The organism is Corynebacterium sp. (assembly GCF_030532195.1).
Classification (GTDB): Bacteria; Actinomycetota; Actinomycetes; order Mycobacteriales; family Mycobacteriaceae; genus Corynebacterium.
Genome location: NZ_JAUNLP010000005.1, coordinates 63328 through 89085, shown reverse-complemented (window position 1 = coordinate 89085; position 25758 = coordinate 63328). Strand labels below are relative to the sequence as shown.

Below are 25758 nucleotides of genomic sequence, written 5' to 3'. Positions count from 1 at the left end.
GCTTAACGCTAGTACAGCTCGGCGTGCGGTATCCCCAGTTATGCTGGAATTATGCTTGAGGATGTCATCATTGTCGGTGGCGGTCAGGCTGCTCTTGCTACCGCCTACTACCTGCACAAACACGACATAGATCCGCTCATTGTGGACAATCAGCCCGCTCCCGGCGGGTCGTGGCGGCATGTGTGGCCGTCGATGACGCTCTTTTCTACCCCAGGCTTCTCCAACCTCCCGGGCATCCAAATGCCCGATTATGACGGCTTCCCGCCCGCATCCCACGTGATTGATTACTTGACATCCTACGAAAAGCGCTATGACCTGCGTGTTCAGCGTCCAGTCACCGCAAAGAAGGTCACGTACGACGGCACTTTCCACCTCACCAGCGATGCTGGCGACTTTGAAGCCCGCCAGCTCATCGCCGCGACCGGCAATCGCCCCTTTGTCCCGCACTACCCCGGCACCACGTCAGCCAAGCAGTGGCACTCGGCCAACTACCCCGGCCCGGAGCCCTTCGAAGGCTCTCGCGTGGCTGTTGTCGGAGGCGCCAACTCAGGTGCACAAATCGCCTCTGAGCTGCTACTTTCCGGCATCGACACCACCTGGTACACACGCCGCGAACCACGCTGGATGCCCGACGATGTAGACGGCCGCGTCCTATTCAAACGCAACCGCCAGCGTGCACTCGCCGTCGCCCGCGGCGAGGCTGACCCCGGCCCCTCCGACAGCATCGGCGATATCGTCGTCCTGCCGTCCGTGCGCGAGGCCCGCGACTCCGGTGCCCTGACCTGGACGCCCATGTTCTCTTCGCTTGACGACGTCTCCGCGGATCACCTGATTTGGTGCACCGGTTTCCGCCCCGCACTTGGCCCCTTCCGCGGTATTGATGACGACCTCATTGAGTTCGTCGGCTACGGCGACTGGGTTGGTCCCGGTGCTGCCACAATCATGGGTGTCGGCCCCTTTGCCAAGCGCGCCGCTGAAAAGGTGGCTAGTCGGCTGGCTGCCTAATCGGCGGCTGATTGGCTGGTATTGCTCACCCAATCCTCCATCGCGCTAACGCACTTTATCTCTTAGGCTGTGACGTATGGCTAGCATGAAGCAGATTGGGACCGTCGCTGCGCTCACCATCGTGGCGGCACTGGGCACGGGCGCATACGCCTACTCCACCGTCGAGCTACCAACGCGCGACGAGGTTGCGGTCACCGCGGTCGGCGCGCCGCACGCGCTTCTCGACGATCCTGCTAACGTCCTCTCCCCAAAAGATGAGGCTCGAGTTCTCAAAGATGCCACGCGCCTACATGTGCCTGACACGGTCAAAACCGTGCACTACCTGCTTGTTCCCGAGGTCCGGGATAACGTCAACGACACCGTGGAGGAGTTCCTCCGCGACAACTACCCCAACGAAATCGGCGAGGACTACTTCGCCGATGGCGTCCTGATTATCGGTGCCTCCCCGGAGCAGCGCGAGGTCTTCGCGTTCGCCGGTGAAGACGTCGCTGATCAAATCAATCTGCGCAAGGACGAGCGGTTGGACACCGTCCTTGAGGCGATGAAGCCAGGAATGCAGGACAACAACATTGCCGCCGCGCTATTCGCCGGTGCGCGTACGGCGACAAACGCCGACGAGATTACGCAGTATCGGCTTGACGACGCCTCCGAGAATAAAACCGATACCGGTATCGGTGCCGGCCTTGGTGCCGGTGCCGGTGTTGGCGTAGCCGGAAGTGCTGTCGTAGCCCGGCGGAATTGGCGGCGGAGAACAATTGCTCAAGGTCGCGAGGACTACGACTTGGTCACCCGTGAGTATGCCGAGCTGAGTAAGCGGCTGGATTCGATTGATATCCGCGCCCACTCGCTGACCTCGGAGTTTGCGGATATTGAAATGCGCAAGGACTGGGAAGCGGTGCGCGACCACTTCCTGGGCATGCATGAGACGGTCTCCGGTGCAGGTGGCATCGGTTCGATTGATATGAGCAATGACAAAGAGGTGCTCAAAAACTACAAGAAGCTGGCCGATGCCGCCAAAACAATACGTCACACCAGCACTGCAGAAGACAACATCAACAGGCTGTTCGAAATTGAACACGGCAACGCCGCCACTCGCCGTGCGGATTTAGCCACGCTGCGCAAAGATGTCATCCGCGCTTCTGCCAAAGTGAACAGCAAGGAGCTAAAGGAGCGATTGCGTCAGCTGGAGGAGCGCATCAACTGGCTGGACCACAACCCTGATGCTCCCGACTACATGGACCGCTTTGTCCGTGTCCTCGACGACTACCAGGTTGTGCTCGACATCGTGCGCACCGGTCAGTTCGCCGATGTGGAGGAGAGCGAGAAACTCAAGCGCGCCCGCCTGTGGGAGGATGACTTCGCCTACCCCAACTTCGTCACTTTCGTTGCCCTGAACAGCTGGCATACCAGCAACGTGGAGGCAGCGGAGTCGGCATCCTCGGCGACCAACAGCTCATTTAGCTCCGGGTTCTCCGGCGCCGGCGGGTCGAGCGGGTACTAGTGGGGCACTTAACGCCCGACCAATTACCCCAGCGGGCCGCCGCAGTTCGGCCATGCGCCAGCACCCTGTGAGGCGAGCACGCGCTCGGCGATGTCAATCTGCTGCTCCTTGGTGGCCTGGTCAGCCGTCGGTGCGTACTGGTCACCGCCATGGCCGCTCCAGGTCTGCTGCGAGAACTGCAGTCCGCCGTAGTAGCCGTTACCGGTATTGGTCTGCCAATTTCCGCCGGACTCACATGCCGCAACCTGGTCCCATGCGCTGACTGGGGCGGCGTTGGCGGCAGCGGTCGGGGCAGCAATCAGGCCTGCTGCCACAGCGGCGGATGCGATGAACTTACCGGAAAAACGCATAAAAAGAGAACACTCCTAAAGGGTTGACTTTTCTCTTGGGCGACCAAGCTACGCGAGGACTCCCCCACCCTGTCAACCCGTATCCTGGAAGGCATGTCCGTGGCAGATGTCATCCGTAAAGCCGAGACGAAGTTCGATGCGTTCACCGCTAAGCGTTCTAAACGCGCAGGTTGGAAACCGAAAATCATTGGGTTCACTGGATACGGAAATGCAGATCGCGTCCGCATCTTAGGCCGTGTTCTCATGCACAATCCGAAGCAAAGAATTGTTTCACAACGTGGCTTCTGGCAGTTTTTCACCGTCGAAGTTGCCGATTTTCCGGTCACCATTACGGCGGGCAATCGCTCGGTTGAAGCCACCACGGATAGCAACGGCTACATTGAGGTGCTCATCAGCGACCACGGTCTCGCTCCCGGGTGGCATGAGGTCACAATTTCCAGCACCGACACCGCCAACACCAGCACCACTGCGGAAGTTCTCATCCTCGACTCAGAGACCAAATACGGCATCGTCTCCGATATCGATGACACGGTGATTGTCACCATGCTGCCGCGCGCCCTCATCGCCGCATACAACTCCTGGTTCAAGGAGACGGATAAGCGCACGGCCGTCGCTGGATTCAGCGAGTTTTACGCTGCACTGCGCCGTCGTTACGCCACCAAACCGAACCAAGCGCAGCTGTCAGGTCAATCGGCCGAACCTCCAGTTATCTACCTGTCCACCGGCGCGTGGAACACGTTCGGCACGCTGAAGAGATTCTTGCACCGCAACAACCTGCCCAAGGGTCCACTACTGCTGACTGACTGGGGCCCAACTCCTACCGACCTGTTCCGCTCCGGTCAGGAGCATAAGAAAGTGCAGCTCAGGAACCTATTTATTGATTTCCCAGAAATCAAGTGGATTCTTGTCGGCGATGATGGCCAGCACGATCCGCTCATCTACGGTGAGGCCGCCGCGGAGCACCCGGACAAGGTCGCGGCCATTGCCATTCGCAACCTCACGCCCAGCGAGCACGTGCTCTCTCACGGCACCGCAGTGCCGATTGAAAAACTGGAGACCAAACACGTCCCCCTCATTGAAGGCGCCGACGGCTTTGAGCTGCTGAAAAACATCGACCAGCTACCGTAACCTGCCATGATTTACCTCCGCCAAGCCCGTATTCACGACGATGCCGAGCTCCCGGCATACGTCGTCAAGCTCAAACTTCCCTTCCCCATGGAGTTCACCACGCCAATTACTATCCTGAACGGCGAAAACGGTAAGGGAAAGTCAACGATTTTAGAGGCGTTGGCGTCGGCGATGGGTGTCGACACGGACGGTGGCTCGCGGTTTAAAACGCAGGAGCGCACCTCCCCGATTCCGCTGGCGCTGACCAAGCGCAATCCCCCGGACACGTTCTTCTTCCGCGGCGACGCGCACTTAAACCTCGCGCGTTTCTACGCCTCGATGGGCGGTCTCCCCGGCGGCGAGCAACTGGCGGATCTGACGAAAATGAGCCACGGTCAATCCATCATGACGCTGGCCAAACGCCGCTTCGGCCCCGACTCGCTGATCTTCCTCGACGAACCCGAAGCCGGGCTGTCGGCACTGCGTCAGCTCGAACTCCTCGGGCGCCTGGGCGCGCTCGCAGAAGGCGGCGCGCAGATCATCATCGCGACGCACTCCCCCATCTTGCTCGCCCTGCCCGAGGCCACGATTGTCTCGCTTGACGACGCCGACACCACACACTTCGATGACACCCTCGCGGTACAGGCGACCAGGGAATTCCTGGCCGACCCAGTCGGAATCGCCGACTACATGGTGGAGCGTTTTACTTCGGATTCTTAAGCCCCAGCGATGCCACGACGCCTGCCGCGGACAATGCCACCGGCAACCACATCGCAGCGCTCATGGCGGATGTGAAGTCACCACGGTTACTGCTGAGTGCTGCAGCCATCACGGTGGCGATCAGCGCGCTGCCCAACACACTGCCAATCTGGCGGATGGTGTTGTACACACCGGAGGCAGCACCGGCGAGCGCCGGATCAATATTGCGAGTAGCGGCAGTCGACAGCGTGCCCCAAATGAAAGCGTTGGCCACACCGAATGCGGCACCCGGCAGCAGCAGCCACAGCACGGAGAGGTCCTCGTGGATGAGGTAGTGAAAACCAAGCATGCCCACCAGCGAGGAGCCAAAACCGATCAGTGCGAACTCACGGAACTTCAGCTTGTCCAGCATCTTGCCCGTCCACGGCGCCATGACACCGGAGATTAGCGCCTGCGGTACCAGCAGCAAGGACGCCTGAATGGTGGAGAGGTCACGGGCGTTTTGCGCAAACAGAATGATCGGGAAGCCAACTGCGACCACCAGCGCACCCATCACGGCGATGGCCAGCGAGGAGACGGTGAAGTTGCGATCCTTAAACAGGAACAGCGGCATGAGTGGCTCAGAGGTGGTCTTCGCCTCCCAGGCCGTAAACAGGCCAAGTACGACCACACCAGCAACAATCAGACCCCAAATCCAGCCTGCCCAACCGGCGCTCTCACCTTCCTGAATGCCGAAGACCAGCAAGAACATACCAATCGCACTGAGCACCACGCCGAGGTAATCAATCTTGTGGCGGTGCGTATCAAAGTGTGGCAGGTAACGGAATGCAAACACCAGACCGATGACACCGACCGGCACGTTGATGAGGAAAATCCAGCGCCAGCTGAGCAGCTGAATCAAAATGCCGCCGGCCAGCGGACCCGTCAGCGAGGCAATACCAGCCGCAGCACCCCACAGCCCCATCGCCGCGCCACGATGCTCCGGCGGGAACATGCGCGTTACCAGCGCCATCGTCTGCGGGGTCAAAAGCGCCGCACCTAAGCCTTGGACAACGCGCGCCACAATCAGCATGCTTAACGACGGCGCCAACCCACACGCGAGCGAGGCCAGCACGAAGATAATGAGGCCTGCCACGTAGGTGTTCTTCACACCCCACAGATCACCAAGCCTGCCCGTGACAAGCAGTGGCACCGCGTATGCCAGCAGATAACCGCTGGTCACCCACATCACGGAGTTGAGCTCGCCACCCAGATCCCGCTGGATGGTGTTGATGCCAACGGTGACAATTGTCGCGTCGACCAGAATCATGAAGAAGCCGAGCAACACGGTCCACAGCGCTGGCCACGCCTTTTTAGGATCAAATTGAGTAGTTAAATCTGTAGCCACTCGCAGTCATTTTAGTTGACGATTCAGTAAAATCCAGACCATGGCTGTCCAACATATGACCGATGAAACCATTGCCGAATTCTTCGCCGACCACCTCTCGCGCGTGGATGATGACACGCAGCGCGCAGTTGCTCTCGAGGTGCTCGAATGGGTCCATGAAAAGTACCCTGAACTGGGCGTTCGCATTGCATGGAATCAGCCGATGTTCACCCTTGATGGCACGTTCATCATCGGTTTTTCCTACGCCAAGAAGCACATGGCAATCGCCCCAGAGCGTGACGGCATTGTGAAATTCTCCGACGAGTTCGATGACTGCGGCCTCTCCTACGGCAAGATGATGGTCCGCTTCCCCTGGCCAAAGGATGGCAAGGCCGAGTCCATGCCACTGGATCTGCTGGCCAAAATGATTGAGTTCAACATCGAGGACAAGCGCGGCATGACCAAGTTCTGGCGCTAGGTCGGACTCACACCAAGGCCGCCTACATCGCCAAATCCGCCAGGGCATCCTCATCAATAATGGCCGTCCACCGTCGGCCCGAATCGATGATGCCCTGGCGTTTCCACTTACTCATCACCCGCGAGACCGACTCCGGCGTGGAATCCGCAAGACCAGCAATATCCGCCCTGGTCAGCGGCACATCCAGCACGAGGCGGGGTCCTTCACGGCGGCCCACTTTCTTCGCAAGATGGAGCAGCGCTCGAGCAACGCGCTGAGGTACAGGCTCCACCGACTTTGAATTCGCATGGGCTAGGCGCGCGGCAACGTCGTCAAGCACGCGCAGGGCAATGGGCGGATACGTCATAAGCACCGAACGGAATTCGTCGGGACCAATCGTGAGCAGGCACGTATCCACCAGCGCTTCCGCCGATTCCAGGTGATACGGCTCGCCGAGCGACCCCAGCGCGCCGAACAGCTCACCCGAGACCACGATGTCGCTAATCCACTCCGACCCATCGGCACCACTGCGCGTCAACTTCACGCGCCCCACCGCCACAACATAGAGCGCATCGGCAGGCTCACCGGCGGTATAGATGCGCTCACCGGCCGAAAAACTCACTGTCCGCATCTGCTTATCGACGTCATCGAGTACATCCTCACCGAGCCCGGTGAAGTACGAAGCATGCGATAGCGCCGCCATTCGCACTGGTCGCGGGCATCGATGCGGCAATTCGACGATGCGCAGCGGAGTTCTTTTCGACATATTTCAACTTTATTTCTGTTAATTGACGGCCGTCATGTTACTTCTTTCAAATCCTTCATACCTTAAGAGTCACAGAGGCAAAGTCACACGGACAAAGCCCAGCTCACAGGAAGGAAATACCATGACCACCCACTCCACTTTCCGCGCCGAAGGCTTCAGCTGCCCATCCTGCGTTAAGAAGATCGAAAACCAGGTTGGTGCCATGAGCGGTGTCGAAGGCGTCGAGGTGAAGTTCGCCTCCAGCCGTATTGAGGTTGACCATGCGGACTCGGTAAGCCGCGACGACATCATCGCTGAAATTGGCAAGGCCGGTTACAAGGCCACCTACTCCGCCTTCTAGCTGCCTTCTAGCTGTCTGTCATCTCTAAACCGACTGACTATCTGACAAGGAAATTGAATGTTCAAACGTGTGGCAGTCTCGGGCGTCGCTATTGCACTAGCGCTCGTGCTTGAACACGCCACTAACGCAAGTGCAATGTACTCCGACGGGTTGATGATTGTTGCCGCAATCATCGCCGGTCTGCCAATCCTCATCAGCGCGATTCGTGCTCTGAAGGTCAAAAATATTTCCATTGACCTGCTGGTTTCTATCGCCGCCATCGGTGCAATCTTCGTAGGAAACTACTGGGAGGCCGCGGCAGTGACCTTCCTGTTCGCCCTTGGTCACGCGCTGGAAACCCGCACGATGAACAAAACTCGTGCCGCTCTGTCCGAGCTGATTGAGGTCGCCCCCGAGACCGCCACCGTTATCCGCGACGGCCAACAGATCGAAGTGGATCCGGGACAGGTACAGCCGGAAGAAATTGTCGTCGTCAAGCCCGGCGCGACGGTGCCCGTTGACGGCGTCGTGCGGACAGGCGTGGCGACCATCAACGAAGCGTCCATCACCGGTGAATCCATCCCGGCGGAAAAGGGCGAGGGTGACCAGGTCTACGCCGGTACGGTGTCGACCTCGGGCGCGATTCATGTAGAAGCAACGGGCATTGGCTCCGACACGACTCTTGCGCGAATTATTCGCCGTGTCGAAGATGCTCAAGATGCCAAGGCCAAGACGCAGACGTTCCTCGAGCGTTTCAGTACCTGGTACACGCCGGCAATTATCGTGTTGGCGCTGGTCACTGGCCTGATTACACGTGATGTCACGCTGGCACTGACGCTGCTTGTCGTCGGCTGCCCGGGCGCACTGGTGATCTCGATTCCGGTGGCGATCGTCGCCGGTATCGGCCGCGGCGCCCGCTCCGGCCTGCTGATTAAGGGCGGCGAATACCTGGAGACCGCCGCGCGCATCGATGCCGTGGCACTGGATAAAACCGGCACGCTGACCTCCGGCACCCCACAGCTTGTCGATGTCCTCGTCCCCGCCACCGTCCCCGGCACCCCCAAGGACGAAGTGCTGCGTCTCGCCGCGGCGATCGAGACCTACTCCGAGCACCCGCTAGCCGGCCCCATCGTTGAGTTCGCCGATGGCACACCCGCCACCGATGTCGAACCGATCACCGGCCGCGGCATCGTCGGCACTGTCGAAGGCAAGCGTGTCGCCGTGGGCAATCGCTCATTGCTTAACGACGATCACTTGCTCGACATCGCAGCGGAACAAGAGCAGCTCGGCCGCACGGCCATGTTTGTCACAGTCGATGGCCGTGGAGTCGGTGTCATCTCGGTGGCGGACTCCATCCGTGAAGATGCCAAGGAGATGGTTGACGAGCTCCACGCCGCTGGTGTGAAGAAGGTTGTCATGCTCACTGGTGACGCACAGCGAGTCGCCGAAGCTGTCGCCCGCGAAGTCGGCATTGATGAGGTCCACGCCGGCCTACTGCCGGAGGATAAGCAGGCAGTGATTGAAAAACTGCAGGAAGATGGCTACACGGTCGGCATGGTTGGCGATGGTGTCAACGATGCCCCGGCACTGGCAACGGCCAATACTGGTATCGCCATGGGCGCGGCCGGTACGAGCGTGGCCATTGAAACGGCTGATATTGCGCTGATGCGTGATGACATGCTCGCACTGCCCCAGGCCATTCGCCTGGCAAAGAAGACCGTGCGCATCATGCGCCAGAACATTGTGGTCTCGCTGCTGACGGTGGTCGCACTGATGGCGGGCATCTTCGCTGGTGATGTCACCATGGCAATCGGCATGCTGGTTCACGAGGCCTCGGTGCTTCTCGTGATTGTCAACGCAATGCGCCTGCTGCGGGCTTAGTTGAGTCGGGTTTAATCGAGTTGAGTAGTCAAAGGTGCCCACTGGCGGGCACCTTTGACCTATGTGCAGCGCACACATATGGCCCGAAAATAACCTATGGCTCGCTTATAACGTTTGGTCGCGTATACAGAGCCATATGTTCATTTTGAAGCCATAGGTCACATTTGAACCATAGGTGGAAGGCGCAAGGGCGCCGTCGTAAAGCGCCCCTCCCCTCCCGTAACGCTTAGCCTCAATCCAGCATTGAAGGAAAAGGCCACTAGAAATAAAAAATCCTCGGAAGCTTTTACACTTCCGAGGATTTTCGCTGTGGGCGAAGGGGGACTTGAACCCCCACGTCCGTAAAGGACACTGGCACCTGAAGCCAGCGCGTCTGCCATTCCGCCACTCGCCCGTGGGAACGAATAGAACTATAACACCCCTTGCTAATACACCACCAAATCCCCAGGTGGGACACGGTTTTTAGGGTATTTTAAAGCACTTTTAAAGCGTGTTTGCGCTCGCCCGCTGCAAACACAACAGCAAACACAACAGCCAACACAACTGCCAAAATGCCGCGTGATCCCCCTATACTTGCACCATTATTCGATAATCCTTAGTAGTTCCCAGCAATTGCTAGCCCTCAACTAAAGGTGCAGGGCTCTATACTGTTGCTAAGAACTAATAATTTTTCGAGCACATTTTTAACACCAACCCGCCACCACATGGCGGGAGAAGGCGAATTTCTTAAGTCATATGGATTTCCTAGGACGCATCCGCAAGCTTGACAGCTCGCTCCAGCGCGGGCTCGACAACGGCTTCGCGCGCGTGTTCGGCGGCAAGGTTGTCCCGAATGAGTTAGAAGAATGCCTGAAGCAGGAAATTGAGGACTTCCTGATGCAGGACGCCAACGGTCAGTACTTGGCTCCCAACGACTTCCGTATTGGTATTAGCATCGCGGACTACAAAAACCTCTCGGTCGCCGAACCGAATTTGCCAAACCAGTTGGCAGATCGCATGACGCGCTACTGCCGCAACAACGGCTGGGGCTTCACAGGTTCTATCAGTGTGCACCTGCAGGCTGTAGAGACGCTGCACACCGGTCAGCTCAAGACCGCCAGCACGTTTACTGAAGACTCCGTCGGCTCTTCAGAGTTCGTGCCTCTCAGCGATGAGATCGCTGATACCGCTGAGAACGACTCTCAGGATCACTCCGACGCCGCGCAGGCAGCCGAAACTTCCGCCGCCTATCACCCAGAACCAGCCTCGGAGGAGTTCCCAACCGCCTCCCGCCCGGCTCCGGTCGATGAGTCAGAGGCGGACACGCAGCTGGTCGCACCCGGCCAGGGCGACTCGGCACCGCAGGAGAAGACTGTCACCCTGCTGCTGCAGGACGGCTCTTCCCGTGTCTTTGAGGTTCGCCACGGCTCCAACATCATCGGCCGCGGCACTGCCTCGGATTTCCGCCTGCCGGACACTGGCGTTTCCCGCCAGCACGCGGAAATCACCTGGGATGGCCAGGATGCTGTGCTCGTCGATCTGCACTCGACCAACGGAACTATCGTCAACGGTGAGCCAATTGAAAACTGGCTGTTGGCCGACGGTGATGAGATTTCGCTGGGACACTCGGTCCTCGAAGTTCAGATTCGCTAATTAGTGAGGTTCGCCAGGTTCAAGCGTCGCTTTCCCTAGGTTTGCTGGCACATTCCTGGAATAATTGCGTTCGTGTGTTCGGCTGCGAACTCACCCGCTCTATATAAGGAGGTTCCTGGAGACGTGGAAGCTATCGTTTTTCTGCTTTCGCGCATCGGTGTGCTGGTAGTCCTGTGGTTCTTCATTTGGATGACGCTGCGCACCCTGCGTACAGAAACAACAGGCTCGGCCACACTGCGCCCAGTTCGTCAGAGCAGCAGTGCGCCGGCCAAGCGTTTTCAGCGCTCACAGACTCCACGTCAGCTCCTTGTCACCTCGGGGCCGCTGGCGGGTTCGCGCATGAACTTGGACAATCAACGCGATATCACCATCGGTCGCTCTGAGTCCTGTGCATTCGTCCTCAATGACGACTTTGCCTCGGCGCAGCATGCGCGCGTCATCAACCGCGATGGGGACTGGTACTTGGAGGATCTGGATTCGCGTAACGGCACATTCCTCAATGGTCAGCGCGTCGAACAGCCCGAGCGTCTCGCTCCGGGCATGGAATTTCGCATTGGCCGTACGACACTGAGGTTGCAACCATGAGTCTTGCACTGAATTACACGGCCCGCTCTGACCGAGGCCTAATCCGACAGAACAACGAGGACTCCGCGTATGCGGGTTCGCGTCTCCTCGCGCTTGCCGACGGCATGGGAGGCCACGCCGCCGGTGAAATCGCATCCCAGTTGATGATTGCCGCCGTCTCCCGGCTGGACAATGATCAGCCGGATGAGGACCTGCTGGAATCCCTCCGCAACGCCTGCATCGAGGGCAACAACTCCATCGCCGATGAAATCGCAGAAAATCCGTCGACACAGGGCATGGGCACGACGCTCACGGCGCTGCTTTTCGACGGCACTCGCCTGGGCCTCTGCCATGTCGGTGACTCCCGCGGTTATCTCCTCCGCGATGGTGAGCTGATTCGCATTACTCGCGATGACACCTATGTGCAGTCTCTTGTGGATGAGGGCAATCTCACCGAAGAAGAAGCTGCCATCCATCCGCAGCGCTCACTGATCTTGAAGGCTCTTACCGGTCGTCCGGTGGAGCCTACTTTGTCTTACCGCGATGTCCATGAGGGCGATCGCTACCTCTTGTGCTCGGATGGCCTGTCCGATCCGGTCTCAGCGGACACCATCAGGGAAGTCCTCTCCGAGGGCACTCCGGATGAAGCCGCGGCGAAGCTTATCGATTACGCATTGCGCTCAGGCGGCCCCGATAACATCACCGTGGTGGTTGCCGATGTGGTGGATTCGTCGACACGCACGCCGTATGAGCCGGCACTGGCCGGTGCCTTGCAGGGCACGGAGGAGGAACTGCCCCGCCCCGATACCGCGGCGGGCCGTGCGGCGGCGCTGCGTCCGCGGAAGTCGCAGGAAATTGCGGTGACGGCGGAGCCGGAGAAAAAGAAGGCCAAGGGTGCTTGGCTAGTTGTCTCGGTGGTCGTGGTGCTACTTGTCGGGCTCGTCGGCATCGGCATTTGGGGCTGGCAGAAAAAGGAGTCGATGTACCACCTGGCGGTGGTCGATGGCGAGGTGCAGCTGATGCACGGTGTGCCGGGTTCGATTCTCGGCGTCGCGCTGCAGGAGCCGCACCAGTTCATCTGTCTGACCGATGACAACAAGGTGCAACTGCCGCCGGCGGGTACGCCGAAGGAGAAGGTCAACTGTCACATCATGACGCCGGAGGACCTCTCCCCCGCGGCTCGTAGCTCGCTGGATGGTCTGCCCGCGGACTCCTACGACGGAGTCAGTGAGCAGATTGGCCGTCTTGCTGATTCGGCCCTGCCGGTGTGCTTCTCGCTGTCTGAAGATGGCGACGGTGCAGACGGTAACGGTGCAGACAGCACTGCGGCCGACAACAAGGCCAATAAGAACACGAACAGGGACAACGCAAAGCCAGCTGACAAGAAGGACGACAAGCTGGGCTCGAAACCGGGCGTCAACTGTAGGCAGGTGCACAAATGAGTGAAACTACAGCGAAGCGACCGCTTCGAATCAAGGAAATGCTCCTGCTGCTGCTGTCAGCGGGATTGTTGCTTTTGGCACTGATTTCGCTGGAGCTTGCTCAGGGCAACGTATTGACCTCCGACGTGCTCTACATCATCGGCGGGTTCATCCTGGTGTTTTCCGCGGCACACATCACGCTGACGTTTGTGGCCCCGCACGCAGACCAGGTGATGCTGCCGGTTGCAGCAACCCTCAATGCGTTGGGGTTGGTGATGATTCACCGCCTGGATTTGGCCAATGACACCTCGCTGGCGACAAACCAGATTATGTGGACCATCCTCGGTGTAGCGCTGTTCATTGCCGTCATCATTGCGCTGCGTGATCATCGCTCCCTGTCGAGGTATTCGTACCTTCTGGGGTTGGTCGGCCTGATTCTGCTGGCACTGCCACTGGTGTGGCCGTCGTCAATTGAGTCGGATGCGCGCATTTGGATTTCCATCGGCCCGTTTTCCATGCAGCCGGGCGAGTTCGCCAAGGTACTGCTGATGATTTTCTTCGCGCAGTTGCTGGTGAATAAGCGCTCGCTGTTCAACGTCGCCGGCAAGCATGTCCTGGGTATCGATTTCCCGCGTGTCCGCGACCTCGGCCCCATTCTGTTGATCTGGGGTATCGCAACTATCATCATGGCGCTGCAGAATGACTTTGGCCCGGCGCTGGTGCTCTTCGGCACTGTGCTGGCAATGCTCTACGCCGCGACTGGACGTGGCTCTTGGCTGATTATCGGTCTGGTACTGGTGAGCATCGGCGGGGTCGGTGTCTATCTGATTTCAGACAAAATTCAAGCCCGAGTGGCGCACTTCTTGGATCCATTGGGTTCTTACAACGATGGCGGCTACCAGCTTTCGCAGGGCCTGTTCGGCATGAGCTGGGGCGGCATTGGCGGCACCGGATTGGGCCAGGGCTACCCGCAGAACATCCCGGTGGCACACTCCGACTTCATCCTCCCGGCCTTCGGTGAGGAACTTGGCTTCGTCGGTCTCAGCGCCATCTTGCTGCTATTTGCAATCCTGGTTTCCCGCGCAATTTCGGCCAGCCTGGCGGTGCGGGATTCCTTCGGCAAGCTGCTGGCCGCCGGTGTGGGATTCTCCATTGCAATCCAGTTGTTCGTCGTTGTCGCCGGTGTCTCTAAGCTGATGCCACTGACTGGCCTGACAACTCCGTTTATGTCTGCAGGTGGTTCCTCACTGCTTGCCAACTACATCCTGTTGGCTATCGTGCTGCGAATCTCCGATGAGGCCAATCGCCCCTGGGGCATCCACACCAGCAATCCTGAACCCGTCGCCGAGGAGGTGAACCAGTAAGTATGAACAAGACCATCCGACAGATCTTCGTGGTCGTTCTTGGCCTCTTTGCTCTGCTGCTGGCGAACCTGACCTTTATCCAGGGTTTCCAGGAGGATAAGTACGCCAACAACCCGCTGAATAGTCGACAGTTCCTGGAAGAGAAGTCGAAACCGCGCGGGCAGATTACCACCGACGGTGCCATCCTGGCGCACTCGGTGAAAAACGACAACGACCTCTACGACCGCTCCTATGACACCGACCCCGAGGCGTACGCCCCCGTTGTCGGCTACTTATCAGACATCTACGGCTCGGCCGGAATCGAGCGTTCGCAAAATGACATCTTGAACGGGTCCGATCCATCGCTGCTGACCTCGCGCGCCATCGATACGCTCACCGGTAAGAAGCCCTCCGGCGCGTCCACGGAACTGACCTTGATTCCCAATGCTCAGCTGACCGCGTACCGACAGCTGGCGGAGCGCGGCTATGTCGGCTCGGCCGTTGCCGTTCGCCCATCGACGGGTGAAATTCTCGCGATGGCCTCCACGCCGTCGTTCAACCCGAACGATGTCGTCGCCGGCGATGAGGCCGCCTGGCAGAACCTGAGCACCAATGAGGATGCTCCGCTGCTCAATCACGCCACGCAGCGTCCACTGCCCCCGGGCTCGACCTTCAAGGTGCTCACCACGGTCGCCGCGCTGGAAAATGGCGCAACCCCGGAGACATCTGTCACCGGCGCGCCTCAGATCACGCTGCCGGATACCACCACCACGCTGGAGAACTACGGCGGTTCGACGTGTGGTGGTGCGACCACCACGCTGCGCAACGCTTTCGCACGGTCGTGCAACACCGCGTTTGCGGAGCTCGGCATGCAAAATGGTGCGGATGCTCTCAAGGACGTCGCAAAACGCTTCGGCATTGGCGATGCCCACGAGGATTCGGGCGTGCCCGTTGAGCCCTCGACGGTCGGCGAGATTCCGGATCAGTCCGCACTGGGACAGAGCTCGATTGGTCAGCGCGATGTGTCTTTCACGCCGCTGGACAATGCGATGATCGCCGCGACGATCGCCAACGGTGGCGTGCGCATGGAACCGCAGATTATTAAGTCCGTACGCAAGGCCGATCTGTCGGAGATTAAGTCCTTCAAGCCGATTAAGGCCGAGGAAGCCGTCACCCCGGAGATTGCCCAGACGGTCACCGAATTGATGCGCGCCTCCGAGTCGCACTCGGGCGGCAATGGCTCCAGGATTGCATCGAAAACCGGTACTGCCGAGCACGGTGCCGTCCGCGGTGAGTACGCACCGCACGTGTGGTACATCGCCTTTGCACCGGATGCCGATGTCGCTGTCGCTGTCGTCGTCGAAAATGGCGGCGGTCAGGGCCAGGGCGCTACCGGCGCATCCGTCGCCGCCCCGATTGGCCGCGCGGTTATCGACGCGGTCGAACAGGCGGGTCGATAATCATGGACGCTACTGAAGTACAACGCATCGTCGGCAGGCGATATCAGGTGCGCCGTCTGCTCGGCCGTGGCGGTATGTCCACGGTATGGCTTGCCGACGACACCTCCAGCGGCAAACTGGTTGCAATCAAACTTCTGAACCAGGAGTACTCCGACAATCCGGAGTTCCGTCAGCGCTTCCGCAATGAGGCCTCCGCGGCACGCAGTGTCTCCAGCCCGAATGTGGTGCAGATTGTCACCTACCAGGAAAGCGCCGAGGGCAACCACGGTGCCTGCTATATCGTTATGGAGTACATCCGTGGCGAGTCGCTCTCACAGGTGCTGCAGCGACGCCGCACATTGCCGGAGCACTTAGTACTCGATGTGCTTGAGCAGACCGCGCACGGCCTGTCAGCTATTCACGCTGCCAACTTGGTGCACCGCGACATCAAGCCGGGCAACCTGTTGGTCACGCCTGAAGGCACAGTGAAGATTACTGACTTCGGCATTGCCAAGGCCGCGGAAGCCGTGCCACTGACACGCACCGGCATGGTCGTGGGTACCGCGCAGTATGTGTCACCGGAGCAGGCGCAGGGGCGCCAGGTCACTCCGGCGACGGATATTTACTCGCTGGGCTGTGTGGCCTATGAGATGGTGGCCGGTAGCCGCCCGTTCCAGGGTGACTCCACGGTCGCCGTGGCCGTGGCACACATTAATGAGCCACCACCGGCGCTGGCGCCGACGGTCAATCCGCATATTCGCGAGCTCATTGGAATCATGCTGCGCAAGGATCCGCAGCGTCGTTATGCCGATGGCCGCGAATTGGCGCAGGCAGTGCTGCGGGTGCGTGCAGGGCATCGCCCTCCGCAACCGCGCGGTGTCACGCCAACTGTGCACCGCCAGTCCAATGCCGCCAACCCGGCGACTACGGAACTCGGTGCCATGACCAGGCCGCCATCCCCGGCACCGATGCCAGCTGCTGCTACTGCTGGGCGGCCGGCGCCGACGAGAGCTGCACAACCCGCACCTGCGCAGTCACGCAAACCCGCCAAGCAGAGCGGTGGTTGCGGCTGCGGTTGTGCCAGCTTTGTGCTGGCCACTCTCCTGGTGCTGCTGGCTGGCGCAATTGCGGTGGTCTACTTCCTGTCGACCACCGGTTCAATGCCGAACTTCTCGGATTTGCAACAGTACATTCCAAACCGGTCACAAGAGCAGACCACTGAGGACACCACCGATTCCAACCAGGACGGAACTGGCGGCGGTGACGGTTCTAGCTGGTCCGGCGATAATTCCGGTTCAGACAATTCGGGCTGGGGCTCCGGTGGCAACCGCGGCAACGGTGGAAATGATGGCGGTTACAGCGACGGCAATGGTGGCGGCTCCACTGGTCAGGCACCAGAGCCGAGCCAGGATAACGGCTCCGACAACGGTGACTACGGCACCGGTGGCAACGGAGATAACGGCACTGGCACCGGCGACGGAAATGGTGGCGATGGCGGCGGCTCCACTGGCGGCAACGACTCCAGCACCGGCGGCAACGGCGGGCTTCCGGGCATCGATATTGGCGGTGGTTTCGGTAATGACCAAGGCAGCGGCAGCGGAAATTCCTTGGGGGAGCAAAATGCACAGTAAGATTCTGGTACGTGAAGCTTTGGTAGACCGACTTCCGAAGGGACTGACAAGCAATGTCTGGCAATGACGATCTCCTCTCCGGCCGTTACCGGCTAGGTGAGCTCATTGGCGTTGGAGGCATGTCCGATGTCTACCGAGCTGAAGATACTGTGCTTGGCCGCCCGGTTGCGGTCAAGATGATGAGGGCTGACTTGGCCCGGGATGAGAACTTCCTCGCAAGGTTTCGTCGTGAAGCGAAAAACTCTGCGCTGCTGAATCACCCAGCCATCGTGTCGGTGTATGACACCGGCGAGACGGACTCGCCGATGGGACGAGTGCCGTTTATTGTCATGGAACTGATTCAGGGCGAGACGCTGCGCGACATCGTCCGTCGCGAGGGCAAGCTTGCACCACGCAAAGCCGCCGACATTATGGCCTCGGTGTGTGACGCGCTGACGGCATCGCATCAGGCGGGCATTATTCACCGTGACATCAAGCCGGCCAACATCATGTTGACCAATACCGGCAAGGTCAAGGTGATGGATTTCGGTATTGCCCGCGCGTTGGGTGATTCCACGACAATGACGCAGACTGCGGCGGTGCTCGGTACCGCGCAGTACCTCTCGCCGGAGCAGGCGCGCGGCAAGACCGCCGATGCCCGCTCGGATATTTACGCTGTCGGCTGTGTGCTTTTCGAAGCCGTCACCGGCACGCCACCGTTTACCGGTGAGACTCCGCTGTCCGTCGCCTACCAGCACGTTCAGGATCAGCCGCCGCGCCCGTCGCAGCAGCTCGACACCGATCCGCGCACGGCGCAGGCGCTCGACGCAGTGCTGCTGACCGCCATGGCGAAGGATCCGATGGAGCGCTACGACTCCGCTGAGGACTTCGCTGCCGACCTTCGCCGTCTCGCACGTGGTGAGGATCCGCTGGCGCTCGCGCATCACGGCGCGCATGACGACGACACCAAGACCACCGAGTTTCTTCCGGCGTCTCCGGCTGAGGCCGAAACTGCAGTCGCACCTGCGCAGGCAGCCGCACCGCGGCCAATGCCTACCCCGCAGCCGGAGCCGGAACGGCAGGCGGCGGCGCAGTCATCGCAACCAGCTGCACCTGCACCGCAGTCCGGGGAGGATTCGGCGGATTTGGGTGACAACTCTGACAAGCCAAAGCGCAGCACCGGCAAGACTGTGGCGCTTGTTGCTGCAGCACTAGTGGCCCTCGGTGGTGTCGGCTACGGTGCCTACCAGTTGTTTGAAAATGCCACGAAGGTGGAAACTGTAGCTATTCCGCAGGTCAATGGCATGACTGCCAATGAGGCCACCCAGGTGCTGGAGCAGGCCGGCTTCGTGGTCAACCGCGTCGATGAGCCGAATCCGGACATTCCGCGTGACATGGTCATTGCCACCGAGCCGGGTGTCGGCTCTGGTCTGCCGGAGGGGTCGCGGATTAAACTGCGAGTTTCCTCTGGTCCAGAAATGATCAACGTCCCTGATGTCCGTGACAAGAAGGCCGAGGATGCTCGTCGCATGCTGGAGGACGCCGGTCTGGTGGTCAATTCCAAGCTGCGTGAGGAAACAAACGAGGAGATTCCACGCGGTAGCGTTATTGATCAGTCCCCAGCGGCTGGCTCCCAGGTGTCGAAGGGCACGAAGGTCACGCTGACTGTGTCCTCCGGTCTGGAGACCAAGACTGTCCCGGATGTCACGGGCCAGAATTTGGAGTCGGCACGTACGACGCTCGAGTCCGCCGGCTTTGTGGTTGAGGTCACGGAAGTCGATTCTGAGAAGGAAAAGGGTACTGTTGTGGAGGTTCCGCAACAGGGTGAAGAGCTCACTGTCGGCACCACTGTTGAACTGCGCGTCTCTCGCGGCAATCAGGTGAAGATGCCGCAGGTGGAAGGCCGCAGCCTCAGCGATGCGCAGAACGCTCTGGCCGATGCCGGTTTCTCGGGCACCATCAACATTGAGGATGTCACCACTTTGGACCTGGCGAAGGTCGACAAGGTGGAGAAGGCCAGCCCGTCGTCGGGCTCGAGCATTGATAAGAACGGCGAGGTTACCCTGCGCGTCTACCGCCTGGGCGTTACTCCGGAGGAGAAGCCGCCGGCCAACACCCCGCCGGAGATTAAGCTGCCGGACCTGCTGCCGAACTAACCGGCTAGTTCGACCGGGCTAGTTCGCCACCACGTCTGAAAAAGCACGCTGGTAACCGGCTTGCTGACCTTCGAGTTCAGCGAGCAGCTCCTCGGAGTAAGCGCCGCCGGCCAGGCGCAGCCAGTTGGCCAGCATGCGATGGCCGTACTGCGTCAGCACCGATTCTGGATGGAATTGCACACCGTGAATGGGCAGGTCACGGTGGCGCATGGCCATCAACATGCCCGAATCCGTGAATGCAGTCGCAATTAGCTCCTCCGGCAGCGTCGTCGGATCCACGGTCAGCGAGTGGTAACGCGTGGCGATAAAGGGACTCGGCACATCTGCCAACACCCCCGTGCCGTCATGCGTTACCGGCGAGGTCTTGCCGTGCAACAATTCGTCGGCACGCACCACACTCGCCCCAAAGACCTCACCAATTGCCTGATGCCCCAGGCACACACCCAGCACCGGTGTGGGGTTATCCTGGCGTGTCACCGCACGAATGATCTCTTCCGTGCGCCCGGCGTTTGCGGGCTCACCGGGGCCAGGCGACAGCAAGATTGCATCAAAGCGCTTTACGACGTCGTCAACATCACTGAGACGCGAATCATCATTGCGCCAGACAGTAACCGTTTCCCCAAGCTGGCCTATGTACTGAACCAGGTTGAATACGAAGCTGTCATAGTTATCGACGACTAGAATCTGCATACCTGGAAATTCTACTGCCTTATAATTTCACTGGTAAGTTCAGATGCGAAGTTTAGTCGCGCAAAGAAGGATTTCGGATTCCATGCCCAAGGCAAAGATTGAAAGCACTAATTCACCGCAATCCGGTGGTTCTTCCTCAATTAGCCGCACTCCGGTGAAGATCAACAGCACTCAGACACCTACCTGGTACAAGGTGCTGATGTTCGGCTTCATGGTTGTCGGCCTGGGTTGGCTGCTGGTCAATTATGTTGCGGGTCCGAGCATCCCATTCATGGTTGACCTCAACGCATGGAATTACCTCATCGGTTTCGGTCTTTTCATCATTGGTCTGTTGATGACTATGGGCTGGCGTTAACCAGCTAGCAGCTCTACCGCAGCGAAAGCGCATCCGTATGACACGGATGCGCTTTTTTCATGTCCAAAACCGCAGGTCATGTCACCCCCGCTACTCCACCCGATTCCCACACTATTTTTCGCAACTGACGGATTGGGCTCTGTGTGTAGCTTCAAAAAGTTATCCACAGAAACCTGTGTAACAATCATGTAATTTGTGGATAACTGTGGAGGAATTTCGGTGAAAGTTATCCACAGACGCATGTGTCCAAACCGTAAAGCATCACATTTTTGTCTTCAATCCATGTGTCCACAGTATCCACAGCCTGTGGATAACTCTGTGAACAAGTCACATACTTGCAAGTCGTCCTGTGTGTAATTCCTATATTCTGCAATGTTTGGCGACTTTCGAACGCGGGTTCGTAAATTACAAGAATGGAATTATCCACACATGTGGACAACTCTGTGTACAACTGTGGAAAGTTGTAATTTCCTAAAAATCGGTACCGTAACGCTCCGATTCTTCAGAGTTCACCTAGGTAAACAGTGGAACAAGTTATCCACAGGTCTGTGGATATGTGGAGCGAATGCCGATTCTGAGCCTACCCCCACTACCCCTGAATACAACATTGAAGTTCAGCTTTATTCCGCTCGGTGTACGGGCGGCGAGGCGTCCGTCGTAAAGCACGAAAAAGCCCGCCCTGGAAGGTTCCAGGGCGGGCTGAGAAAGCTTTTACTAGCGGATTACTTCTCGATGTCGATGGAGGTAATCACGACCGGCTCCAGCGGGCGATCCCAGTGATCAGTAGCCACGCGGGAGATTTCGTCGACGACCTTCTTGGAGGCGTCATCAGCGACCTCACCGAAGATGGTGTGTGCGCCGTTGAGGTGCGGAGTCGGAACAACAGTGATGAAGAACTGAGAACCGTTGGTGCCGCGGCCGCCGCGCTTGCCGGCGTTTGCCATAGCCAGCAGGTACGGACGGTCGAACTGGAGCTCCGGGTGAATCTCATCATCGAACATGTAGCCCGGGCCGCCAGTACCGGTGCCCAACGGGTCACCGCCCTGGATCATGAAACCTGCGATGATGCGGTGGAAGATTGCGTCATCGTAGAACGGACCGGACTCAGTGCCGGAAGCGTTCTGACCCTTGTACTCCTTCGTGCCTTCAGCCAGGCCGATGAAGTTGTCGACGGTGTTCGGCGCGTGGTTGCCGAACAGGTCAATCACGATATCGCCATGGTTAGTGTGCACAGTTGCAGTAGCAGTCTTAATAGTCACGCCCCATAGGATACCGGCCTTGCTGGCCAATTGCTCCATCTCCTCCGTCATTTACTGCATCTCCGTGGACAAAGGTGCGGCGGAAATGTTGGTCAAGATATGGCTAAGACTTCCGCATTGACCCCCATGAGTGACAAATAGTGCCTAAGCTGGAAAGTGACCCTGCTGTCGCTCATGTGGTGCTGAGGTACTGAGGTATTTGCGGTATTGCAATACTCCGGTACTGCGGTAATGCGTTATTTGCGGTACTGACACCGAATCCTTGGCCCAACTGCCGCAGCAGCATTGATTTAAGAATTGAACGAGAATTAGAGGGCGACGCTTGTTCGGCGGCGCGCTAGCTAAGGAGAGTTATGAACCCCAACGCAATCTCGCTGGCTGTTAAGGGATTGAAGTCGGCTTACAACAGCTACTCGGATTACCGAGATAAGAAGGCTGCAGAACTCTACGACACGATGCAGGAGGCAAAGAAGGTGGCAGCTGCACAGAACGAAGCTGCAAAGGAAGCAGCATCCGATTGGGCAGACGACGTTAAGGAGAAGGTGTCCGACGCTCGCGAGCAGATTGCTGAGCAGGCTGAAGAGCTGACCGGCAAGGCCGAGAAGAATTCTCGGAAGGCTCGCAAGGAAGCCAAGAGGGCTCTTAAGAAGGCTGAAAAGGACGCAAAGCGTAAGGGCAAGAAGACCCGTTGCAAGGCTCGCTGCGAGGCTAAGAAGGCTGAAAAGAAGGCCAAGAAGGCTCGCAAGGATCTCGAGGTGCGCACTCAAAAGGCCATCGACAAGGTCACTGGCAAGGAAGAGCAGCGTAACAAGAACGGCCGCATTGCGACCGCTTCCCTGATCTTCGCTGTTGTCGCTGCAATCGTCGGTGTCATCGTCTGGAAGCTGCGCAAGGACGACAAGCTCCCGGTCGACCCGGCTCCGTACCAGCAGAAGGCCCAGGAAGTTAAGCACAAGGTCGAAGAAAAGGCCTCCGAGGTCAAGGAGACCGTTGAGGAGAAGGCTTCCGAGGCTGCAGACAAGGCTGAAGAAGTAAAGGATAAGGCAGCTGACAAGGCTGCTGATGCCAAGGAGACCACTGAGGAGAAGGCTGCAGAGGCTTCCAAGCAGGCTCAGATTAAGGTCGACGAGGTCAAGACCGAGAAGAAGAACGCTGAGGACGCTAAGAAGATTTCTTCTAAGCCGTCCAAGCCGGCTCCGAAGCCGGGTCAGGCTCGCAAGAAGTAAAAGCTCTAGCTAGTTAGCTAAAAACTTTTCACGCCCGATTGTTTCCGCGCAGTGATGCGGGAAGACAATCGGGCGTTTTGCTGTCTATATCTTTTCCAGGCTTCTCAGTTACCGGACCAGCTTAATTCTTTAAGTCTCTCTGGCCTTTACTACCATGTCTTTTTTCGCTGAAGAAGAACACTGCCCAGATAATAAAACCGATAAGCGGGAACAGTAGCTGTACAAGTGACCAGGCAATTATTCGGTTAGTGCCGCTTTCTCGACGCGCCTCAAAGAAGACAACAATCCCCAAAAGCCCAAGATAAACAATGGGAAAAAGCGTCCATATTAAATCGTAGTAAGCCGGAATTTCCACTGTTATACCTGCCGACAACCATTTCCAGCATTAACATCAGCTAGGATGTCCGTATGCCCATCGGCATACCCCGTATGCTTAATACACGGATGCAGAGCCGGAAGCAGATTAACGAAGTCCACACTGTCGAGTAGCTTGAGGCCAATTTCTGAATAGGCTCGACCTGATGGCCCCGATGCACGGGTACCGCTATTCAAAACTCCTTGGTATGTATATCCCGGAGTTGATGTCTCCCCACCTTGGTTAGTAATTCTAACGCTGGTCACTGTATTGCCTGACGAGCACCACTCCATCGACAGCCACGAAGTGGCAACTACGAACCCATAGTTAGATTTCCAGTCTTGATGATGGTTTGCAGTCTTGCAGCTACCACTACTGCGCGTTGCAGTGACAACTGGAACCGAAACGCTTTGCTCTACTGAGGACGGTGACATAGCGCGCAAAAAGATCTCTTTATCTACTTTGGACAACGCTTTATACGTTTCTTGAGGGTTCTCCGAATTCATTACCTCATTCACCAGTCCTGCCTCAGATTGACGTTCCGCAGAAGCAGTTCCTGTCACTGTTCCCATAAAAGTTAGGGAAACTAAGACTGACGTGAATAGCCTTTTAAAACTATGCCTTCGGCGTAAGCGTTTCATGAAAAATTCCGAGCATCAACGCTTTCATCAAAATTTCCATTTGGCTACCTCTAACTGGAGGAGCGAAATCTACAAGAACACGCCTGAAACGGATGCGCGGGGATCTTTAACTAGCTTCCCATTTTCCAAATGAGCCCCCGCTTCAGCAGCTGACTCAGATTACGCACGTTCCAAGTCTCCGTTTTCGCAGGCCTTATCGAAATCTGGTGGGCAATTGCCCGTTTTGGCGGCATCGATCCCGTCATCCTCCCCAACCCGAGCGCATTGCCGTGGATTTGACCTGTGGAATTGCCGCTGAGATGAACGACGACATCCCAGGTATCGGTGGCGCGGCCTAGGCTTCCAGCACGCAGTTGGAGACCGCCCTCACCATTGCCACCATAATTCGCATCGCCATTACAGCCCCCCTCTACGAACTTCTCCTATTCGCTGAACAACACTTGGACTCGATTCCCCGCTGGGCAAGACATTGTTTAGAGATTTGCAGCAGAGTCGGCGGACTTCGGTTTCGTCGGCTCAACGACGTCCGCCAAAGCGCTGTACAACACCACTGTCTTCCTCCAGGAACAGAACGACGTCAAGGCCTTCAATCCAAAACACTATGAAAAAGCCTCTGAAGGATTGATCATGCTGAAACTGGACTCGGTAAACCATTGCCTTTGTCACACGCTCGGTCGAAGAAGCACTTCTGAGGCAATCGGGACGAATGAGGAACGAGTGCAACAGTTGTGGGAAATCCCTGTTAATCCTGCCTTCAGTGAACTTAAATCTCGGCTGCATGCCGGTATTCACAACGCCCACACCGTCTAGTGCCGTCGCACGACACACCGCCCCACGGCGTGGCACGACCCCTAGAATCCGCCGTGAAGTCGCACTACAAAAAATCCCCCGGCCTTTCGACCGGGGGATTTTGTTCCATTTGTGGAGCTTAGGGGAATCGAACCCCTGACCTCCTGCTTGCAAAGCAGGTGCTCTACCAATTGAGCTAAAGCCCCATACACCGAGCAATTATACCTTGTTCGGTAGTGGGCCTAGGAGGACTTGAACCTCCGACCCCTTCGTTATCAGCGAAGTGCTCTAACCGCCTGAGCTATAGGCCCCGTGGAACGAGATATAACTTAACCCGTAACCATGACACTTCACAAATCGGCTGGTCAGAGGCCTAAATATTGAGTTATAAAGCAGTGGTTAGAACCACTTCACTTGAAAGGGACTGCAGAACCACTGCGGCCCCGGCGCCACCAAACGGGGGTGCTACCGGGGCCGAGGGAGGGTTGGCGACCTATTCGTCGTCGACAAGCGCGACCTTGACGCCTCCGACCAGACCGCTGCAGGCGTTGTAGATGACAGCGCCGAGAGACATCAGGCCAATCGACAGCACCCACCACAGCGCGCCGACCGCGGCAGCGAGGCCGAGAACCAGTCCTGCGCTGATGGTGTCCTCACCGCCAATCATTTCACTAATTGGCGCGAGCAATCCCATACCCGAGAGCAGAAGGTAGAGCAGGCCGACTGCGGCAATCCAGACCAGGAAGCCAATGAATCCTGTGGCCGCCGTGACACGCATGACGGACCAGGGGCTCACCTTGTCGACTACCAAGTTGGTTTCGGCCATG

General features: G+C 58.2%; 22 protein-coding genes and 3 tRNA genes. 16 read left to right on the top strand and 9 right to left on the bottom strand.

What is annotated here, in order from left to right:
- The first annotated feature begins 51 nt into the window (after positions 1-51).
- Together Q4E11_RS06830 and Q4E11_RS06825 are read left to right on the top strand one after the other, a co-directional pair.
- Entirely contained in the window at positions 52-1005 is a 954-nt protein-coding gene (locus tag Q4E11_RS06830; protein ID WP_303164694.1) for an NAD(P)-binding domain-containing protein, read from the top strand.
- A 76-nt stretch (positions 1006-1081) separates the two neighbouring features.
- Complete coding sequence (locus tag Q4E11_RS06825; protein ID WP_303164693.1) at positions 1082-2506, top strand: DUF5129 domain-containing protein; 1425 nt, start codon at positions 1082-1084, stop codon at positions 2504-2506.
- Positions 2507-2529: 23 nt separating this feature from the next.
- Here Q4E11_RS06825 and Q4E11_RS06820 read toward each other — a convergent pair whose 3' ends face one another.
- On the bottom strand, positions 2530-2856 hold the full coding sequence (locus Q4E11_RS06820) for a transglycosylase family protein (protein ID WP_303164692.1): 327 nt from the start codon (positions 2854-2856) through the stop codon (positions 2530-2532).
- Positions 2857-2949: 93 nt separating this feature from the next.
- Here Q4E11_RS06820 and Q4E11_RS06815 point away from each other — a divergent pair, with 93 nt between their 5' ends.
- Both Q4E11_RS06815 and Q4E11_RS06810 read left to right on the top strand, forming a co-directional pair.
- A complete protein-coding gene (locus tag Q4E11_RS06815) occupies positions 2950-3984 on the top strand; it encodes an App1 family protein (protein WP_303164691.1) in 1035 nt (344 codons plus the stop codon).
- A 6-nt stretch (positions 3985-3990) separates the two neighbouring features.
- A complete protein-coding gene (locus Q4E11_RS06810) occupies positions 3991-4683 on the top strand; it encodes an AAA family ATPase (protein ID WP_303164690.1) in 693 nt (230 codons plus the stop codon).
- Here Q4E11_RS06810 and Q4E11_RS06805 read toward each other — a convergent pair.
- Complete coding sequence (locus tag Q4E11_RS06805) at positions 4667-6049, bottom strand: DHA2 family efflux MFS transporter permease subunit (protein ID WP_303164689.1); 1383 nt, start codon at positions 6047-6049, stop codon at positions 4667-4669. The genes Q4E11_RS06810 and Q4E11_RS06805 overlap by 17 nt on opposite strands.
- A gap of 40 nt (positions 6050-6089) precedes the next feature.
- Here Q4E11_RS06805 and Q4E11_RS06800 point away from each other — a divergent pair, with 40 nt between their 5' ends.
- Positions 6090-6506, top strand: coding sequence for an iron chaperone (locus tag Q4E11_RS06800; RefSeq protein WP_303164687.1), 417 nt, complete (start codon positions 6090-6092; stop codon positions 6504-6506).
- A 22-nt stretch (positions 6507-6528) separates the two neighbouring features.
- Here Q4E11_RS06800 and Q4E11_RS06795 read toward each other — a convergent pair whose 3' ends face one another.
- The gene (locus Q4E11_RS06795) at positions 6529-7251 is read right to left on the bottom strand and encodes a Crp/Fnr family transcriptional regulator (protein ID WP_303164686.1); all 723 of its coding nucleotides are present in this window, start codon (positions 7249-7251) and stop codon (positions 6529-6531) included.
- A 121-nt stretch (positions 7252-7372) separates the two neighbouring features.
- Between Q4E11_RS06795 and Q4E11_RS06790 the strand changes: the two genes are divergently transcribed.
- Both Q4E11_RS06790 and Q4E11_RS06785 read left to right on the top strand, forming a co-directional pair.
- On the top strand, positions 7373-7591 hold the full coding sequence (locus Q4E11_RS06790; protein WP_303164684.1) for a heavy-metal-associated domain-containing protein: 219 nt from the start codon (positions 7373-7375) through the stop codon (positions 7589-7591).
- A 57-nt stretch (positions 7592-7648) separates the two neighbouring features.
- Positions 7649-9451, top strand: coding sequence for a cation-translocating P-type ATPase (locus Q4E11_RS06785; protein WP_303164683.1), 1803 nt, complete (start codon positions 7649-7651; stop codon positions 9449-9451).
- Positions 9452-9761: 310 nt separating this feature from the next.
- On the opposite strand, the gene Q4E11_RS06780 is transcribed toward Q4E11_RS06785, so the two are convergent.
- Positions 9762-9845 (bottom strand) — tRNA-Leu (locus Q4E11_RS06780).
- Between the two features lie 341 nt (positions 9846-10186).
- On the opposite strand from Q4E11_RS06780, the gene Q4E11_RS06775 reads away from it, so the two are divergent.
- The 7 genes from Q4E11_RS06775 (at position 10187) to pknB (ending at position 19616) form a co-directional block, all read left to right on the top strand.
- Positions 10187-11083 carry a DUF3662 and FHA domain-containing protein gene (locus Q4E11_RS06775; protein WP_303164682.1) on the top strand — a complete coding sequence of 299 codons (897 nt, stop codon included), beginning with the start codon at positions 10187-10189 and terminating at the stop codon, positions 11081-11083.
- A gap of 123 nt (positions 11084-11206) precedes the next feature.
- A complete protein-coding gene (locus Q4E11_RS06770; protein ID WP_303164681.1) occupies positions 11207-11668 on the top strand; it encodes an FHA domain-containing protein in 462 nt (153 codons plus the stop codon).
- Entirely contained in the window at positions 11665-13089 is a 1425-nt protein-coding gene (locus Q4E11_RS06765) for a PP2C family serine/threonine-protein phosphatase (protein WP_303164680.1), read from the top strand. Before Q4E11_RS06770 ends, Q4E11_RS06765 begins: the two co-directional genes overlap by 4 nt.
- Positions 13086-14432, top strand: coding sequence for an FtsW/RodA/SpoVE family cell cycle protein (locus Q4E11_RS06760; protein WP_303164679.1), 1347 nt, complete (start codon positions 13086-13088; stop codon positions 14430-14432). The genes Q4E11_RS06765 and Q4E11_RS06760 overlap by 4 nt, the downstream gene beginning before the upstream one ends.
- A gap of 2 nt (positions 14433-14434) precedes the next feature.
- The gene (locus Q4E11_RS06755) at positions 14435-15871 is read left to right on the top strand and encodes a penicillin-binding transpeptidase domain-containing protein (protein WP_303164678.1); all 1437 of its coding nucleotides are present in this window, start codon (positions 14435-14437) and stop codon (positions 15869-15871) included.
- A 2-nt stretch (positions 15872-15873) separates the two neighbouring features.
- Complete coding sequence (locus Q4E11_RS06750) at positions 15874-17481, top strand: serine/threonine-protein kinase (RefSeq protein ID WP_303164677.1); 1608 nt, start codon at positions 15874-15876, stop codon at positions 17479-17481.
- Positions 17482-17534: 53 nt separating this feature from the next.
- Complete coding sequence (pknB, locus tag Q4E11_RS06745) at positions 17535-19616, top strand: Stk1 family PASTA domain-containing Ser/Thr kinase (protein WP_303164676.1); 2082 nt, start codon at positions 17535-17537, stop codon at positions 19614-19616.
- An 18-nt stretch (positions 19617-19634) separates the two neighbouring features.
- On the opposite strand, the gene Q4E11_RS06740 is transcribed toward pknB, so the two are convergent.
- A complete protein-coding gene (locus tag Q4E11_RS06740) occupies positions 19635-20306 on the bottom strand; it encodes an aminodeoxychorismate/anthranilate synthase component II (RefSeq protein WP_303164674.1) in 672 nt (223 codons plus the stop codon).
- Positions 20307-20388: 82 nt separating this feature from the next.
- Between Q4E11_RS06740 and crgA the strand changes: the two genes are divergently transcribed.
- Positions 20389-20661, top strand: coding sequence for a cell division protein CrgA (gene crgA / locus Q4E11_RS06735; RefSeq protein WP_303164673.1), 273 nt, complete (start codon positions 20389-20391; stop codon positions 20659-20661).
- Between the two features lie 722 nt (positions 20662-21383).
- On the opposite strand, the gene Q4E11_RS06730 is transcribed toward crgA, so the two are convergent.
- Positions 21384-21971: a peptidylprolyl isomerase gene (locus Q4E11_RS06730; protein WP_303164672.1), complete on the bottom strand. Its 588-nt coding sequence runs from the start codon at positions 21969-21971 to the stop codon at positions 21384-21386.
- Between the two features lie 302 nt (positions 21972-22273).
- Here Q4E11_RS06730 and Q4E11_RS06725 point away from each other — a divergent pair, with 302 nt between their 5' ends.
- Positions 22274-23146: a hypothetical protein gene (locus Q4E11_RS06725; protein WP_303164670.1), complete on the top strand. Its 873-nt coding sequence runs from the start codon at positions 22274-22276 to the stop codon at positions 23144-23146.
- 1918 nt (positions 23147-25064) lie between these two features.
- Here Q4E11_RS06725 and Q4E11_RS06720 read toward each other — a convergent pair.
- The 3 genes from Q4E11_RS06720 to Q4E11_RS06710 all read right to left on the bottom strand — a co-directional run bounded on the left by Q4E11_RS06720 (position 25065) and on the right by Q4E11_RS06710 (position 25757).
- Positions 25065-25137, bottom strand: a tRNA-Ala gene (locus Q4E11_RS06720).
- A 31-nt stretch (positions 25138-25168) separates the two neighbouring features.
- Positions 25169-25242: transfer RNA gene (locus Q4E11_RS06715), tRNA-Ile, on the bottom strand.
- 182 nt (positions 25243-25424) lie between these two features.
- A complete protein-coding gene (locus tag Q4E11_RS06710) occupies positions 25425-25757 on the bottom strand; it encodes a DUF3566 domain-containing protein (RefSeq protein WP_303164669.1) in 333 nt (110 codons plus the stop codon).
- Position 25758: the final 1 nt, after the last annotated feature.